The organism is Maribacter litoralis (genome assembly GCF_902506355.1).
GTDB classification, from domain to species: domain Bacteria; phylum Bacteroidota; class Bacteroidia; order Flavobacteriales; family Flavobacteriaceae; genus Maribacter; species Maribacter litoralis.
Genome location: NZ_LR733271.1, coordinates 734,219 through 750,895, shown reverse-complemented (window position 1 = coordinate 750,895; position 16,677 = coordinate 734,219). Strand labels below are relative to the sequence as shown.

The following is a 16,677-nucleotide window of genomic DNA, read 5'->3' as shown; positions in this document are numbered from 1 at the left end:
AGAAGCAAGAATAAAGAATTTATGTTAACCTATCTGTTTGAATATTTAGAAAAACAATACCAGTTGCCCGGTGCTACGCTGTTTCAGTTTAGTACGTTTCGTGCTGCAATGGCTATTCTTTTTTCGTTGATGATTGCAACAGTATACGGTAAGCGTGTTATTCTGTTTTTGCAAAAACAACAGGTGGGCGAGACCATTCGAGATTTAGGTCTTGACGGTCAAAAGCAAAAAGCGGGTACCCCGACAATGGGCGGATTGATCATTATTATGTCTACCCTTATCCCTGTACTGTTATTTGCACGATTGGAGAATATCTACATAATACTATTGATTTTCACCATGCTTTGGATGGGGGCAATTGGCTTTTTAGATGATTACATCAAAGTATTTAAAAAGAACAAAGAAGGTTTAAAAGGTAGGTTCAAGGTCTTGGGTCAGGTAACATTGGGGCTTATAGTTGGTGCGGTACTATACTTTCATCCAGAAGTGACCATGCGTGATCATGATAAGACCATAATTACACAAGAATACACGGTTGAGCAAGTAAAGGGAGAGGAAATTAAATCGACCATGACAACAGTACCGTTCTTTAAAAATAACGAGTTTGACTACGGTAGTTTAATTTCTTGGGCAGGCGAAAGTGCAAAGGAGTATGCTTGGTTGTTGTTTATACCAATAATCATATTAATAGTTACGGCAGTATCTAATGGAGCTAATTTAACTGATGGTATAGATGGTCTCGCTGCGGGTACTTCGGCTATTATCGTATTTACGCTGGGTATTTTTGCGCTGGTATCGGGTAATATTATTTTCTCTGATTACTTGGATATCATGTACATACCAAGAGTAGGAGAGCTGTTGATTTTCATTACCGCTTTTGTTGGTGCATTGATCGGATTTTTATGGTATAACGCCTTTCCGGCACAAGTATTCATGGGCGATACGGGTAGTTTGACCATTGGTGGGGTAATTGCCGTAATCGCGATTATAGTACGTAAAGAATTGTTGATTCCCGTGTTGTGCGGAATCTTCTTTGCCGAGTCCATTTCCGTGATGATGCAAGTAGGGTATTTTAAGTACACAAAAAAGAAACTTGGTGAAGGTAGACGCATTTTTTTAATGTCTCCCTTACATCATCACTATCAGAAAAAAGGATATCACGAGAGTAAGATCGTAACCCGTTTTTGGATCGTGGGTATTTTATTGGCCATTGTGACCATAGTGACCTTAAAAATTAGATAATGGCACTGCTAGTAGTACTTGGAGGAGGAGAAAGTGGAGTAGGTACGGCCATTTTAGGATTAAAGAAAGGATACGATGTATTTGTATCGGATAAAGGAAAAATAAAAGAGAAGTATAAAAACGTTCTTGAACATTTTGAGATTGATTGGGAAGAAGAACAGCATTCTGAAGACCGCATACTAAAAGCCGATTTGGTAATGAAGAGTCCGGGTATTCCGGATAAAGTACCCTTGGTAAAGCAGTTGGCGGCGAACGGTGTTCCAGTAATATCAGAGATAGAATTTGCATCAAAGTATACAGATGCAAAAATCATTGGTATAACGGGAAGCAACGGTAAAACAACGACTACCATGCTAACGAACCACATATTGGCTACAGCTGATTTAAAAGTGGGTATGGCAGGTAATATTGGCGATAGTTATGCAAAAATGGTTGCGGAGAACGATTTTGAGTATTACGTACTTGAAATCAGCAGTTTTCAATTAGACGGCATTAAAGATTTTAAACCACACATTGCCGTGATTACGAATATTACACCAGATCATTTAGATCGGTATGAGTATGAATTTGAAAACTATATAGCATCAAAATTCAGAATTGCAGAAAACCAAGACGAAAACGATTATTTGATTTATGACGCAGATGATACGGTTTTGGTGGATTGGCTGAGCAAGCACCCTGTCAAATCAAAATTAATGCCCTTTTCATTGAATAAAGTATTTGAGCAAGGCGCATTTATAGAACAAAACGAGATAATAATAAAAACAACAACAGACACTATTAGCATGACGAAGAACACTTTGGCCTTAGAAGGTCAGCACAATGTAAAGAACACAATGGCAGCGGCAACAATTGCAAAATTGGTCGGTATACGCAAAGAGACCATAAGAGCCTGTGTTTCTAATTTTCAAGGGGCTCCCCACCGTTTGGAAAAGGTGTTGAAAATACATCATGTGGAGTATATAAACGACTCAAAGGCAACAAATGTAAATGCTGCCTATTACGCATTGGATAGTATGAAATCACCTACTGTGTGGATTGTAGGTGGGGTGGACAAAGGAAATGAGTATATGGAACTAATGCCTTTGGTACGAGAAAAAGTAAAGGCAATTATTTGCTTGGGCGAGAATAATGAAAAGATCAAGCATGTATTTGGTAAGGCCGTAGACTTATTGGTTGAAACGTATGCTATGGAAGAAGCCGTAAAAGTAGCCTATAAAATTGCAGAACGTGGGGATACGGTATTGTTATCGCCTGCTTGTGCAAGTTTTGATCTGTTTAAAAACTATGAAGATCGCGGAGATCAATTTAAAAACTGTGTAAAAAACCTATAAGTTGTTGAATATATTCCAAAATATAAAAGGAGATAAAGCCATTTGGGCCATTGCGGCACTCTTGGCCCTGTTCTCGTTTTTACCTGTATATAGCGCCAGTAGTAATTTGGTGTATGTAGTGGGTAACGGTACGCCGGTGGGTCACTTGGTAAAACATGCCATACTGTTGTTTTTAGGTTTTGGAATTATTTATGGTGTGCATAAAATACCTACGCATTTCTTTAAAGGTCTTTCTATGATCGCCCTACCCATTGTTTTGGTGTTGCTCATATTTGTTTTGGCACAAGGCACTTCTAGTGGTGGTACCAATGATAGTCGTTGGATCCGTTTGCCTTTGGTAGGTTTCGGTTTTCAGCCCTCTAACTTGGCAGCTGTGGTATTGATGATTTACGTAGCACGCTATTTTTCAAAAGTTAGGGATATTAAAATAACCTTTAAAGAAAGTATTCTCCCGTTATGGTTGCCTGTTTTCTTGGTAGTGGCTTTAATATTGCCGGCTAACTTTTCTACCGCAGCGATAGTTTTCTCAATGGTAATGGTATTATGCTTTTTAGGTGGTTATCCTATGAAATACCTATTGGGGATCGTTGGTACGGGAATACTGTTTTTGTTCATATTCATATTAACGGCAAAAGCTTTTCCAGATTTATTCCCGAATAGGGTAGATACTTGGATGAGCCGTATTGATAGTTTCTCTAATGCTGAAGATACTGAAGGAAACTACCAGATAGAACGTGCAAAAATAGCCATTGCAACAGGAGGTATTGTAGGTAAAGGAGCGGGAAAAAGTGTGCAGAAGAACTTCTTGCCACAGAGTTCATCAGATTTTATCTATGCAATTATTGTAGAAGAATATGGCCTGGTAGGCGGATTCATTTTAATGCTTTTTTACATGTTCTTGTTATTTAGAATAGTGGTAGTAGCCAACGGTTGTGCTACCATATTCAGTAAGTTGTTGGTATTAGGAGTAGGGCTGCCAATAGTATTTCAGGCATTGATAAATATGGCGGTAGCGGTAGAATTGTTTCCGGTAACGGGGCAGAATTTACCATTGATCAGTAGTGGTGGTACCTCAAGTTGGATGACCTGTTTGGCTATAGGGATCATTTTGAGTGCGAGTAATAAAAGTATAGTTCAGGAAAGTGCTTCTGGCAACGATGTAGATATGGACGAGACTAACCCTTTAGAGATATTAAGTGGGCAGTTATAAGTTTATTTTGTCGGGCGGAGGTACTGGCGGACATATTTATCCGGCGATAGCCATAGCGAACGAATTGAAAAGGAGATATCCTGATGCAGAGTTTTTGTTCGTTGGAGCAAAGGATAGAATGGAAATGGAAAAAGTACCACAAGCGGGGTACAAAATAGAAGGATTGTGGATTACGGGAATTCAGCGAAAACTGACCCTTAAAAATCTACTTTTTCCGATAAAATTGATAAGTAGTTTAATGAGAGCAAATAGCATCGTATCGAAGTTTAAACCGCATGCCGTAATTGGCACGGGTGGTTTTGCTAGTGGTCCGTTGTTAAAAATGGCAACCACAAAAGGGATTCCTTGTGTTTTACAAGAACAGAATTCTTTTGCGGGAATCACCAATAAACTATTAAAAGATAAAGTGGAAAAAATCTGTGTAGCCTATGAAGGTATGGAGAAGTTTTTTCCAAAGGATAAAATAGTATTAACAGGTAACCCTGTTCGGTCAGATTTGGTGGAGTTAAAAGCCACCAAAGAAGAAGCTTTAAACTATTTTGAATTGAGTGACGCTAAAAAAGTATTGTTGGTGTTGGGTGGCAGTTTAGGTGCCAGACGCATTAATCAGCTAATTGTGGATCATTTAGAATATTTTGAGGCATTGGGCTTACAGGTAATATGGCAATGTGGTAAAGGGTATTATGAGACGTATAAAGTCCATCAATCAGAGAATATAAAAGTACATGCCTTTTTGAATTCTATGGATAAAGCCTATGTAGCGGCAGATTTCATCATTTCAAGGGCAGGAGCAGGTGCGGTGTCTGAATTGTGCTTGGTAGGTAAGCCAACATTTTTTATTCCGTCACCGGTAGTGGCAGAAGATCATCAGACAATGAACGCATTGTCTTTGGTGAAAAAAAATGCCGCTATAATGATTAAAGAAAAAGAGCTTGATGATCAATTTAAGTCAGAATTTGAATCGGTCTTTAATTCATCTGAAAAGCAAGTTGAATTGTCAAAGAATATCAAAGCATTGGCATTGCCCAATGCAACGGCTGATATCTGCGATGAAATAGAAAAATTGATAAAATAAATGAACGTAACGCAAATACATAGGGTGTATTTTATTGGCATTGGAGGCATTGGTATGTCTGCTTTGGCGCGTTATTTTGCGTTCATAGACAAAACGGTTGCGGGGTACGATAAAACCGAAACCCCATTAACCCAAGAACTGGCAAGTTCTGGTATCGATGTTCATTATGTGGACGATATCGATAGTGTAGCTGACGAATATAAAAACGATCCAGAGCATACCTTGGTGGTATATACACCAGCAGTACCCTCTAATCATAAAGAATACCAGTTCTTTGTACAGAATGGTTTTACCATTAAAAAACGATCGGAAGTACTTGGTTTAATTACTAAAGATTCATTTTGTTTAGCAGTTGCCGGTACCCATGGAAAAACAACAACGTCAAGTATTTTGGCACACTTGTTAAAAGAAACGGGAGTGAAAATGACCGCTTTCTTAGGTGGTATCTCAGAAGATTTCAATAGTAATTTCTTGTTGGAAGGTACCGAGTTTTCGGTAGTGGAAGCCGATGAATTTGATCGTTCATTTATGCAATTGACGCCCAATGTAGCTTGTGTTACATCGATGGATGCAGATCATTTGGATATTTATGGCGATGCACAAGAATTGGAAAGAACGTTTAAAGATTTTACCGAGCGATTGAAACCGGGCGGTAAATTATTTGTTCGAAATGGTTTGCCTTTAGAAGGGCTTACCTATGGTATAGAAGACGATTCGGATTATTGTATCCGGAACATAAAAATAGAACATGGCACCTACATATTCGATTTGGAGACCCCCGACCTCAAACTAGAAGGGGTTGAATTTAACAAACCTGGGCGACATAATTTGTTGAACGGTTTAGTGGCTTTTGCGATGGCGATGCAAGCAGGTCCCCCGCCGCATCGCCTTGCTGAGGCACTAGCAACTTTTAAAGGTGTTCAGAGGCGTTTTTCTTATCAAATTAAAAATGATGATTTCATTTATATAGATGATTATGCGCACCATCCTACTGAAATAAATGCGGTTTTTGAGGCAGTATCAGAAATGCATCCCAATAAAAAAGTATTGGCAATTTTTCAACCACATTTGTTTTCAAGAACACGTGACTTTGCGAATGAATTTGCAAAAAGTTTATCTCGCTTTGAAAATATCTTGTTGTTGGATATATATCCGGCTAGGGAGGAGCCTATTACGGGAGTAGATTCAGAATGGTTGTTGGGCAAAATGACAAACGGTAATAGAAAATTAATTTCAAAGGAGCAAATACTATCTGAGATTAAAAACCAAAATCCGGAAATATTAATAACAATGGGAGCCGGAGATATAGGCTTGGAAGTAGTGAAAATAAAAAAAGAAATGTCATATGCGAGTTAATTTGAGCATAATAAAATTAGCGGCGTTACTACTGGTAATCACTGGGCTGTATGCTTTTTCTAATGAAAGAAATAGCTCAAAACAGGTGACCGGTATGAGGGTAGAATTCATTGGTGATCAAAATTTGTACCTCACAGAAGGGACGGTTAATAAATTGTTAATACAAAATTGCGGAGGTCTCAAAAATGTGCCTAAAGAAAATATAGTTTTGAATACTGTAGAAAAGGCCCTTGAGGCCAATGAAATGGTGAAAAGTGCACAGGTCTATCTTACAATAGATGGCGAGCTTACGTCGAAAATAGTTCAACGGAAACCAATCGGGCGCATAGAAGGGGATAAAAAGTTCTATTTAGATGATGAAGGAAAGAGAATGCCACTTTCCAAAAATCATTCAGCTAGAGTCCCCATTATAACAGGCAATATCAGTGGTAAAAGCCTTGAGGATGTCTATGTCATATTGGAACACATAAATAAGGACGATTTTTTTCGAAAATCGGTAATAGGTATTCATATTCAAGATGATAGCGAATATCAATTGCGGTTAAGGCTTAATAATTTTGTTGTAAACATAGGCGGTATTGAAGATTTAGAGGCCAAGTTCAGCAATTTCAAGGCATTTTATGCCAAAGCGAACAAGGATGAAACCTTGGAGGATTATGCGGTAGTAAGTTTAGAATTCAATAACCAGGTGGTGTGCACTAAAATATAATTAAAATGGAACAAACTAAATATTCAGTCGGGTTAGACATAGGAACAACGAAAATCGTTGCCATAATCGGTAAGCAAAACGAATATGGTAAAATTGAGATTTTGGGTATAGGTAAGTCCAAAAGTTTAGGTGTACACAGAGGTGTGGTAAATAACATTACCCAGACTATAAAATCTATTCAGCAAGCAGTTGAAGAAGCAGAGGCTAATTCTGGACTTAAAATTGGGTCTGTTGTCGTTGGTATTGCCGGGCAGCACATAAGAAGTTTACAGCACAGCGATTACATTACCAGAAAAGATTCTGAGGAGGTTATCGGCGAAGAAGATGTTGACACTCTATGTAATCAAGTGCACAAATTGATTATGCTACCGGGCGAAGAGATTATTCATGTATTGCCACAAGAGTATAAAGTAGATGGACAAGCGGAAATTCGTGAGCCTATCGGTATGTACGGTGGTAGATTAGAGGCTAATTTTCATGTAGTGGTCGGTCAAGTAGTTTCCATCAAAAACGTTGGTCGTTGCATTAAGAGTGCCGGTTTAGATCTTGGCAACATTACGTTAGAGCCATTGGCATCATCTGATGCGGTATTGAGTCAAGAAGAAAAAGAAGCAGGTGTAGCATTGATCGATATAGGTGGTGGTACAACAGATTTGGCAATTTTCAAAGACGGCATTATTAGACATACGGCTGTAATACCATTTGGTGGTGGTGTCATTACCGAAGATATAAAAGAAGGTTGTTCAATTATAGAGAAGCAGGCCGAATTATTGAAAACAAGATTTGGTTCAGCTTGGCCAGGTGAGAACAGGGACAATGAAATTGTTTCTATACCAGGTTTACGTGGTAGAGAGCCAAAGGAAATTTCTTTGAAGAACCTATCTAAGATCATTCACGCGCGTGTGGTTGAAATTATTGAGCAGGTGTATGTAGAGATCAAAAACTACGGTCACGAAGAGCAAAAGAAAAAATTAATTGCCGGTATAGTGCTTACAGGTGGTGGAAGCCAGTTGAAGCATTTAAAGCAATTGGTAGAATATATAACAGGTATGGATACTCGTATTGGGTACCCTAACGAACACCTAGCGGGTGATTCTGACGAAGAAGTTGCTAGTCCCCTATACGCAACCGCTGTTGGTCTATTAATGAATGCCATTAAAAACCAAGAGAAGTTGAAATTAACACAAGAAGAAATCGTACAAGAGCAGGAAGAAGAATTGGTATATGCAGAACGCAATGCCGAAACCGTTGCGCGCCCAAGCATACACAAGGAGCGTAAATCTGTTTTTGATAAGTGGTCTGAAAAGTTGAAAGAATTTTTGGATAACGCAGAATAATAAGTTTAGCATAAGAGAATACATAACCAGTAATAATTAGAATATGAGTAAGAACAGCGAATTTGATAATATCTCCTTTGATCTACCAAAGAATCAAAGCAACGTTATAAAAGTCATTGGTGTAGGTGGCGGTGGTAGTAATGCCATAAACCACATGTTCCAGGCAGGTATCAACGGAGTTGATTTTGTAATCTGTAATACTGATTCACAGGCCTTGGATAATAGTCCGGTGCCTAACAAAATACAGTTAGGTGTATCATTGACAGAAGGTTTGGGTGCTGGTGCCAACCCTGAAGTAGGTGAACAAGCTGCCATGGAAAGCATGGAAGATATCAAAACTATGTTGGATGCTACAACAAAGATGATTTTCATTACTGCCGGTATGGGCGGGGGAACAGGAACTGGTGCTGCTCCCGTAATTGCAAAGTTTGCAAAGGAAATGGATGTTCTTACTGTAGGTATCGTTACAATGCCGTTTCAATTCGAAGGAAAAATGCGAGTTGAACAGGCTCAGTTAGGTATTGAAAAATTACGTAAAAATGTAGATTCGCTGATCGTAATTAACAATAACAAACTAAGGGAAGTGTATGGTAACCTTGGGTTTAAGGCGGGGTTCTCAAAAGCTGATGAAGTATTGGCAACTGCAGCTAGAGGTATTGCAGAGGTTATTACACATCACTATACTCAAAACATCGATTTACGTGATGCTAAAACCGTTCTTTCTAACAGTGGTACTGCAATCATGGGATCGGCAATATCATCTGGTTCGGCAAGAGCAAATGAGGCTATTATGAAAGCCTTGGATTCTCCATTATTGAACGATAATAAAATTCAAGGAGCCAAGAATGTATTGTTGCTGATCGTATCTGGAGCACAAGAAATTACTATTGATGAGATTGGTGAAATCAATGATCATATTCAAATAGAAGCTGGTTATGGTGCAAACATCATTATGGGTGTTGGTGAAGATGAAAGTTTAGGAGAAGCTATAGCTGTTACCGTAATTGCAACGGGATTTAACATTGAACAGCAAGATGATATTGTAAATACAGAATCAAAGAAGATTATTCATACGTTAGAAGACGGTCAACGTGCTGAGGCAATGTTGTTATCTAACACAAAAACAGTCCATACTTTAGAGATGGATGACGAGGAAGAGGAGGTTAAAGAAGTCAAGCCCGTAAAAAAGTATGAGTTCGTTGAGGAAAATGATTTTGATTTGATTCCTACAACGAACTACATCAGGAATTTTAATGTTTTTTACGAAGAAGTGTTGGCAGAGAACGTATCTGAAGAAGACTTCGTTATAGTTGATGCACCAACTTCGTTGAGGGATATAGAAGTAGTAGATCCAAAAGTTTTAAGAGTGGAGGATGAAGATGACAGATTCGCTTCTAATTTTCAACATTCTAAAGATGAGGAAGAAGAAAGAGAAAATGTGATCATGTTCGATCTTCATGATGAAGTTAAGGATATTGATGTTAATGATAGCATTGAGATCGTGCCGGTATTGGAGTACAATAAAAATGGAGAAAAGAGATATAGTTTAGATGACTATATGAAATTGGAAAGTAAGCTTACCGGAGCAAAATCAAAGGCTGAAGAATTTGAGCCAAAAGTAGTAGAGGACGAGCTAATTTTTGAAAAAAAGACGGTAGCTCCAAGAAGAAAGGCACAGCCAGAAGAAGAATTGGATCCTTTAGATACACCAATTGAGGAGTTGTTAAGGGAAAGAGCAGATGAACGCAGACGTAAATTAAAAGATTTCAATTATAAGTTCAAGAATAACGCACCAACTAGTTATGATGAGAAGAAACCTGCTTATCAAAGACAGGGAGTAAATTTGAACGATAGCCCTAGAGAAAAAAAAATCTCTAGAACCTCGCTAAGTGGTGATAGTAATGACGATATTCAGTTGCGCTCTAACAACTCTTTTTTACATGATAATGTAGACTAGCAGAAGGTTCGCTATAATGTATTAAACCCGAAAACAAATAAAGTTTTCGGGTTTTATTTTTTATCTTCGCAGACCAAAATAAAGAAGAAATGGGTTTACAGCAAAGAGTAATGGAGCAGTTGAAATTAGCTATGAAAGCAAAGGATTCAGTAGCATTAGAATCGCTTAGAGCTATTAAATCTGCTTTATTGGTGGCAAGTACTAGTGGTGGATCGGAAGTAACTGAAGACGATGAAGTAAAAATCGTTCAGAAACTGGTAAAACAACGTAAAGATAGTGCTGCAATTTTTATAGAGCAGGGAAGACAAGATCTTGCAGATCCAGAATTGGCACAAGTAGCTGTTATAGAACAATTTTTACCGGAACAACTTACCGAAGAAGAAGTAGAGAAAGTAGTTGTACAAACTATAGACTCTATTGGCGCGTCGGGAATGAAGGATATGGGTAAGGTTATGGGAATTGTTTCAAAAGAACTTGCCGGTCAAGCAGATGGTAAGTTGATTTCTACAATTGTAAAGAAAAAATTGGCATAAAAAAATTGTTGTGCAAACAGATAATTTAGTTTTGAATACTGAATACTGAATACTGAATACTGAATACTGAATACTGAATTTGGCCTCGTGGCGCAACTGAATAGCGCATCAGATTTCGGCTCTGAGGGTTGGGGGTTTGAATCCCTCCGGGGTCACTATTTTAAAAAAGGTCTTGCATTTGCAAGACCTTTTTTAATTACTTTTTTTTGATACATCATTAGTCCCTGTTGATATCGAAAATAATGCCGTCTTTGTGCATTTGTGTCATTTCGTTCTTTGAATAGCCGTAAGTAATATCAGAGTAATTTTCATCTTTATCTATTTTATAGATTCTTGATTTTTTTGAGATTTCAAAATCGTTCAAGGAAAGGTATAAACTATCAGATGTAATTCTTTCTAACCGCATAGTAGAAAAACTACCATTGTTTGCCTTGTATTCATAGATGTCACCAACTGCTGGTTGCGTTAGGTATAACTGTGTATTCTCTTTGTTTTTTCCACTTGAGTATATCGCAAATACAATCAATAATGCAAATATTAAAAGTCCTGAAAACTGCCACAGAGGTCCTTTTGCATCGCCTTTAATATTTTTATACTGCATTTTAAGCGCTTCGGGCATTTGTTTTGGCTTTAGAGTCTCTTTACAATGTGTACAGTAAGAGCTGCCACTTTTGCCTAATGGGAAAACGGGAATCCAGAATACATGCGCATGTCTTCTGTAAATATTGATGTAAACAGTATCTTGATTGTTACAATGTTGACACGTAATGTTTCTGGTTTTTACCGAATCAAGATTTGCAGACCCAGTGCCGAAAAATATCATAATAGAAGGTTTAGTGTTTAGTTCAATACATAACGTCGTTATATATCGTCTATTGCTCAAAAAGCTATTACCTTCAATAAATCAATTGATTACGTAGTAACGGAACTTGAAATAATATTTTTTACAATCATTTTGGCATGAACTCTAGAGTTCTCGATAAACCACTTATGGGTTTCCATTCCGCCACAGATAACACCTGCTAAATATAATCCTTCAACGTTGGTTTCCATGGTTTCTGGATTGTATTCGGGCAGTTTTTTTTCGTCGTTGCTAATATGTACTCCTAATCTTTCCAAGAAATAAAAATTAGGTTTATAACCTGTAAGTGCAAGAACAAAATCGTTTTCAATTTCTTCCTCACCGCCATCGGTATTTAATATGATTGTTTTTTCGGTGATACTTTTAACCGTGGTATTGAAAAACGTTTTAATGCTACCTTCTTCTATGCGGTTAATGATATCTGGTCGTACCCAGTATTTTACACGTTGGCCAACTTCTGGGCCTCTAATGATCAAGGTAACATCTGCACCTTTTCTATAACACTCTAAAGCGGCATCAATGGCTGAATTACTTGCCCCTATTACAGCAACTTTTTGACCTGCATAATAATGGGGATTATTATAATAGTGCGCCACTTTTTCTAGATTTTCACCAGGTACATTCAGTAAATTCGGTAGGTCATAAAAACCGGTTGCGACTACAATTTGTTTTGAAGTATATGTGTTTTTATTGGAAGTTATAGTGAAAATATCCTTGTTTTTTTGAACGTTTTCTACCTTTTCGAATAAATGGATGTTCAATTTATTGGAAGTAACAATTCTTCGGTAATATTCTAATGCTTCATCTCTTTTAGGTTTAGCTTCCTTACTGATAAAAGGAATTTCGTCTATCTCCAATTTTTCAGATGAAGAGAAAAATTGCATGTTGCTGGGGTAGTGAAATAGTGAATTCACAATAGGTCCCTTTTCAATAATAAGATAAGAAAGTCCGTTTTTCTTTGCTTCTAAGCCACATGCAATACCAATTGGTCCTCCGCCAACAATTACAATATCATATTCAATTTTCATCCCTTTAATTCTTTAATAGTAGTAGTAGGGTCATCACTTTTAAAAACAAAGCTACCAGCGACCAATACATCGGCACCGGCATCAATTAATTTTTGAGAATTGCCAGTAGTAACACCACCGTCAACTTCAATTAAGGCCGATGAATTTTTTCTGGTAATCAATTCTTTTGCAGCCTTTATTTTATCATAGGTATTTTCAATAAACGACTGACCTCCAAAACCAGGATTAACGCTCATGATCAAAATAAGGTCTACATCTTGTATAATATCCTCCAAGAGCATTACGTTGGTATGCGGATTAAGGGCAACGCCCGCCTTCATGCCCAAAGCTTTAATGGCCTGTATGGTTCTGTGTAAATGGGTACAGGCTTCATAATGTACGGTTAGAATATGTGCTCCAAGATTTGCGAATTCTTCCAAATACCTATCTGGATCTACAATCATTAAATGCACATCTAAAGGAATGGTGGCATGTTTTTGAATAGCTTTTACCACTGGCATTCCGTACGAGATATTGGGTACAAAAACACCGTCCATGACATCAATATGGTGGTAAGTAGCCTCACTGGTATTTACCATTTCTACATCACGTTGTAAATTACCAAAATCTGCTGCTAACAGCGATGGGGCTATGCTTGCCTTTTTCATTCTAAAAACCTTTTAGTTCCTTGCAAAAATACGGATTTGTAATTCGTTCTACGGTTGTTTTAGATTTGCTTTAACTTCATTTAGTCAATTGCCATGCTACCATTTTTAGTTAGGATAGGATTTACTTTTGACTTGTATTCGTCGAGAATTCCGTTCAATTTATTCAACTCTATAGCTAGTTCGGCAGAAAGTTCATCGTATACTTTATATGCACCGTTGGTAGGCTTGGCATCGCCAGATTCTACGCTTCGGCGTAATGATGCCAATCTGTTGTTGAGTTTAATTGGGAAGTTCAAAGGATCTTGACCTGATTGATTTTTAACTTGGTAAAGAGCTTCTTCAACCTCCGTCAACTTACCTATGAACGGAGTAACGATTGTTTTATAGTCACTCTCGCTAATATTAGGCTTAATGGTATCTAACGTACTTTTTATTTCACGGATTTTAATGACAGCTTCGTTAGCGGCAGAAGTTTTGCCCATTATCTTATTTGATAATTTGAACTGTTCATCTAAATCTTCTTTGGTTATTCCTTTTAAGTTGGGATCCATTTTAATGTCGAAGGCATACGTTTTTTCGTAATTTCCTGATTTCATCTTGATTTTATAGGTGCCTAAAGGTGCTTTCGGACCTCTGGCGGGGCGAGCACTCCAAATAATCATTCCTTCAAAGGTAGTAGCACCCGGATAGCGCATATCCCATGTAAAATTGTTAATACCTTTTGCTGTAGTTGGTTTTGATGAGCCTCCTTTTAACCAATAGGGTAGGTTGGGGTCTTCTTTATATTCGGGCTTACTACCGGTAAATGTGTTGATCAGTTTGTCGTTGGCATCATAAATTTCAAACGTAATCGTATCTTTTTCTTCTTTTAGATAGTACTGAATAGAAGCATCGGTTAAACCTCTATAGGCATCAACAGGTTTAAAAAGAATTGCGTCTTGCTTTTCCATTGCTGGAGTATACTGTCGTAATGGTTGTATATCGTCTAAAATCCAAAATCCTCTACCATGCGTACCCAGTACTACATCATTGTCCTTAACGACTAAATCCCTTACCGGTGTATCGGGTAGTTTTAATTGTAGGCTTTGCCAAAGTTCACCATCGTTCATAGAGAAATATACACCATGTTCAGTTGCTAAGAATAAAAGTCCTTCTCTTACAGGATCCTCGCGAACAGCCCTTGCAAAATGACCGTCTTCGATTCCATTGATGATTTTTGTCCAAGTTTTACCGTAATCATGGGTTTTGAAAACATAAGGTTGTCTGTCATCTACTTGGTATCTGTTGGCGGCTACGTAGAGTGTACCAGGGTTGTGTAGAGATTCATCTATAATACTTACCCTAGAAAATTTGGGCAACTCTTTAGGGGTGATGTCTTCCCAATTTTTACCGCCATCTCTGGTAATATGTATTTTACCATCGTCTGAACCTGCCCAAATAGTGTTGATATCATGATTAGAAGGCGCTAGGGCAAATACGGTAGCGTATATTTCAGGTCCGTTCATGTCCATGGTAATTACACCACCTGTTTTACCTAAGGTAGATGGATCGGCATAGGTAAGATCCGGACTAATTTTTTCCCAAGATTGACCATCGTCGGTAGTTTTCCATACATGTTGTGAGCATGTGTACATTACATTATCATCTTGTGGGGCGAACATAATGGGGAATGTCCATTGCCAACGTTCTGGCAATGCACTGGCTGGTTCACCCGAGAAAAATCGTGGATATACCTGTATGTCTCTTTTTTGACCGTTACTTCTGTCATAACGGGTTAAAAGGGCGCCTTGACTACCAGCATAAAAAATATCAAGATTGGTTGGGTGCTGTGTAATCCAACCGCTTTCTCCACCACCAACAGCATACGCCCAGCCGTCGCCTTGACCGCGAGCTTGCATATGGTCCCATCCGTCACTTGGTACGGCAATAGTGCTATTGTCCTGTTGTGCACCGGCAACATGATACGGTACATCGTTCGTGGTCATTACATGGTAGAGTTGAGAAGTTGTGTAATCTTCTTCCGTCCATGTTTTACCGCCATTTATACTCACCACACCACCGCCATCGTTAGAGGAAATCATACGTTCGGGGTTATTAGGGTCTATCCATAAATCGTGATTATCACCATGTGGAACTTTTATTTCAGTATCAAAAGTGAACCCGCCATCGGTAGATTTCCAAAAATCAACATTGAGTCCGTAAACGGTTTCCTTATCTATAGGGTCTGCATAAATTCTGGAATAGTAAAAAGCCCGCTGTCTAAGCTTGCGCTCATCATTGGTTTTGGTCCATGTTTTACCAGCATCATCTGATCTAAAAACACCACCTTCATTAGCTTCTACAATAGCCCAAACACGATTGGAGTCTGCCGGAGAAACCGTCACTCCAATTTTTCCTAACGGACCTTCAGGCATACCTGGGTTTTTAGATAGATCTGTCCAAGTTTCTCCGTCATCGGTAGATTTCCAAAGTTTGCAATCTGGTCCGCCTCCCCACATTTTCCAAGCTTTTCTTTGCACTTGCCAAGTGCTGGCGTATAAAACACTTGGGTTGTTACGGTCTATAATTAAGTCTACTGCACCTGCCTTATCGCTAACATATAAAGTTTTCTTCCATGTTGTACCGCCATCAATACTTTTAAAAACGCCCCTTTCTTCATTGTCGCCATAAGGGTGACCTAATACGGCGACGTATACAATATCAGGATTTGTGGGATGAATTCTAATTCTAGAAACGGCTTGGGTTTCTTCAAGTCCTAAATGCTGCCAGGTTTTACCGGCATCTGTTGATTTGTACACCCCGTCACCTTGGGTAATACTACCACGTAATTGAACTTCTCCCATACCGATATATACGATGTCGGGATTTGTTTCTGCTACGGCAACGGCACCAACGGAAGAACTGGTTATTTGACCATCGGTAACTGGTTTCCATTCATTACCGCCATCGGTGGTTTTCCATAATCCGCCACCCGTTGCTCCAAAATAATATTCATTAGGTCTACTTGGGCTACCTGCAGAACCTAAAGACCTACCACCACGTATAGGACCTATATTTCGCCATTCTAAATTTTCATAGAATGCTTTGTCGATTACTGAATTTGGAGTTTTACTTTTTGATTTTTTTCGTTGCGCAACCATAGTGCCGGTTGAACATAAAAATAGAAAAGCAAAAACGAACGATAATTTCGAGTTCATAGTAGTTGTTGTTTGGTGGATAATTTGAATAATTGGTTGCTTGAAAATAAGAATTTAATCTGCTAATACTAAGGGATAAGAAAATTTTAACGACTAAGGAAACCTTAAAATATGGTAAGTATTTTAATTGCGGTTTTGCGTTATATTAATCTTAAAAACAAGTGCTAATTTTGTCAATTATTTATTCGGG

At 38.3% G+C, this 16,677-nt stretch carries 13 protein-coding genes and 1 tRNA gene; 10 read left to right on the top strand and 4 right to left on the bottom strand.

Features of this window, described 5'->3' with window-relative positions; all coding sequences use genetic code 11:
• Positions 1-21: 21 nt before the first annotated feature.
• From mraY to EXIGUO8A_RS03035, 10 genes are all read left to right on the top strand, one after another.
• Entirely contained in the window at positions 22-1,242 is a 1,221-nt protein-coding gene (gene mraY, locus EXIGUO8A_RS03080) for a phospho-N-acetylmuramoyl-pentapeptide-transferase (RefSeq protein WP_159301882.1), read from the top strand.
• The gene (murD, locus tag EXIGUO8A_RS03075; protein ID WP_159301881.1) at positions 1,242-2,576 is read left to right on the top strand and encodes a UDP-N-acetylmuramoyl-L-alanine--D-glutamate ligase; all 1,335 of its coding nucleotides are present in this window, start codon (positions 1,242-1,244) and stop codon (positions 2,574-2,576) included. Before mraY ends, murD begins: the two co-directional genes overlap by 1 nt.
• Before the next feature lies 1 nt (position 2,577).
• Complete coding sequence (locus EXIGUO8A_RS03070; protein ID WP_159301880.1) at positions 2,578-3,786, top strand: FtsW/RodA/SpoVE family cell cycle protein; 1,209 nt, start codon at positions 2,578-2,580, stop codon at positions 3,784-3,786.
• Positions 3,773-4,861: an undecaprenyldiphospho-muramoylpentapeptide beta-N-acetylglucosaminyltransferase gene (gene murG / locus EXIGUO8A_RS03065; RefSeq protein ID WP_159301879.1), complete on the top strand. Its 1,089-nt coding sequence runs from the start codon at positions 3,773-3,775 to the stop codon at positions 4,859-4,861. The genes EXIGUO8A_RS03070 and murG overlap by 14 nt, the downstream gene beginning before the upstream one ends.
• Positions 4,862-6,217, top strand: a complete 1,356-nt coding sequence (gene murC, locus EXIGUO8A_RS03060; protein WP_159301878.1) for a UDP-N-acetylmuramate--L-alanine ligase — start codon at positions 4,862-4,864, stop codon at positions 6,215-6,217.
• A gap of 1 nt (position 6,218) precedes the next feature.
• Positions 6,219-6,926 carry a cell division protein FtsQ/DivIB gene (locus tag EXIGUO8A_RS03055; protein WP_317164566.1) on the top strand — a complete coding sequence of 236 codons (708 nt, stop codon included), beginning with the start codon at positions 6,219-6,221 and terminating at the stop codon, positions 6,924-6,926.
• A 5-nt stretch (positions 6,927-6,931) separates the two neighbouring features.
• Positions 6,932-8,263: a cell division protein FtsA gene (gene ftsA, locus EXIGUO8A_RS03050; protein WP_116770077.1), complete on the top strand. Its 1,332-nt coding sequence runs from the start codon at positions 6,932-6,934 to the stop codon at positions 8,261-8,263.
• A 43-nt stretch (positions 8,264-8,306) separates the two neighbouring features.
• Positions 8,307-10,220 (top strand): cell division protein FtsZ, encoded by a 1,914-nt coding sequence (ftsZ, locus tag EXIGUO8A_RS03045; protein ID WP_159301877.1) that lies wholly within the window; start codon positions 8,307-8,309, stop codon positions 10,218-10,220.
• An 89-nt stretch (positions 10,221-10,309) separates the two neighbouring features.
• Positions 10,310-10,753, top strand: a complete 444-nt coding sequence (locus EXIGUO8A_RS03040) for a GatB/YqeY domain-containing protein (protein ID WP_159301876.1) — start codon at positions 10,310-10,312, stop codon at positions 10,751-10,753.
• Between the two features lie 81 nt (positions 10,754-10,834).
• Positions 10,835-10,908, top strand: a tRNA-Arg gene (locus EXIGUO8A_RS03035).
• 62 nt (positions 10,909-10,970) lie between these two features.
• Here the strand turns inward: EXIGUO8A_RS03035 and EXIGUO8A_RS03030 are convergent.
• The 4 genes from EXIGUO8A_RS03030 to EXIGUO8A_RS03015 all read right to left on the bottom strand — a co-directional run bounded on the left by EXIGUO8A_RS03030 (position 10,971) and on the right by EXIGUO8A_RS03015 (position 16,487).
• Positions 10,971-11,576 (bottom strand): hypothetical protein, encoded by a 606-nt coding sequence (locus EXIGUO8A_RS03030; protein ID WP_159301875.1) that lies wholly within the window; start codon positions 11,574-11,576, stop codon positions 10,971-10,973.
• Between the two features lie 89 nt (positions 11,577-11,665).
• Entirely contained in the window at positions 11,666-12,643 is a 978-nt protein-coding gene (locus EXIGUO8A_RS03025; protein WP_159301874.1) for a YpdA family putative bacillithiol disulfide reductase, read from the bottom strand.
• Positions 12,640-13,290: a ribulose-phosphate 3-epimerase gene (gene rpe / locus EXIGUO8A_RS03020; RefSeq protein ID WP_159301873.1), complete on the bottom strand. Its 651-nt coding sequence runs from the start codon at positions 13,288-13,290 to the stop codon at positions 12,640-12,642. The genes EXIGUO8A_RS03025 and rpe overlap by 4 nt, the downstream gene beginning before the upstream one ends.
• An 80-nt stretch (positions 13,291-13,370) precedes the next feature.
• On the bottom strand, positions 13,371-16,487 hold the full coding sequence (locus EXIGUO8A_RS03015; protein WP_236564422.1) for a WD40/YVTN/BNR-like repeat-containing protein: 3,117 nt from the start codon (positions 16,485-16,487) through the stop codon (positions 13,371-13,373).
• Positions 16,488-16,677: the final 190 nt, after the last annotated feature.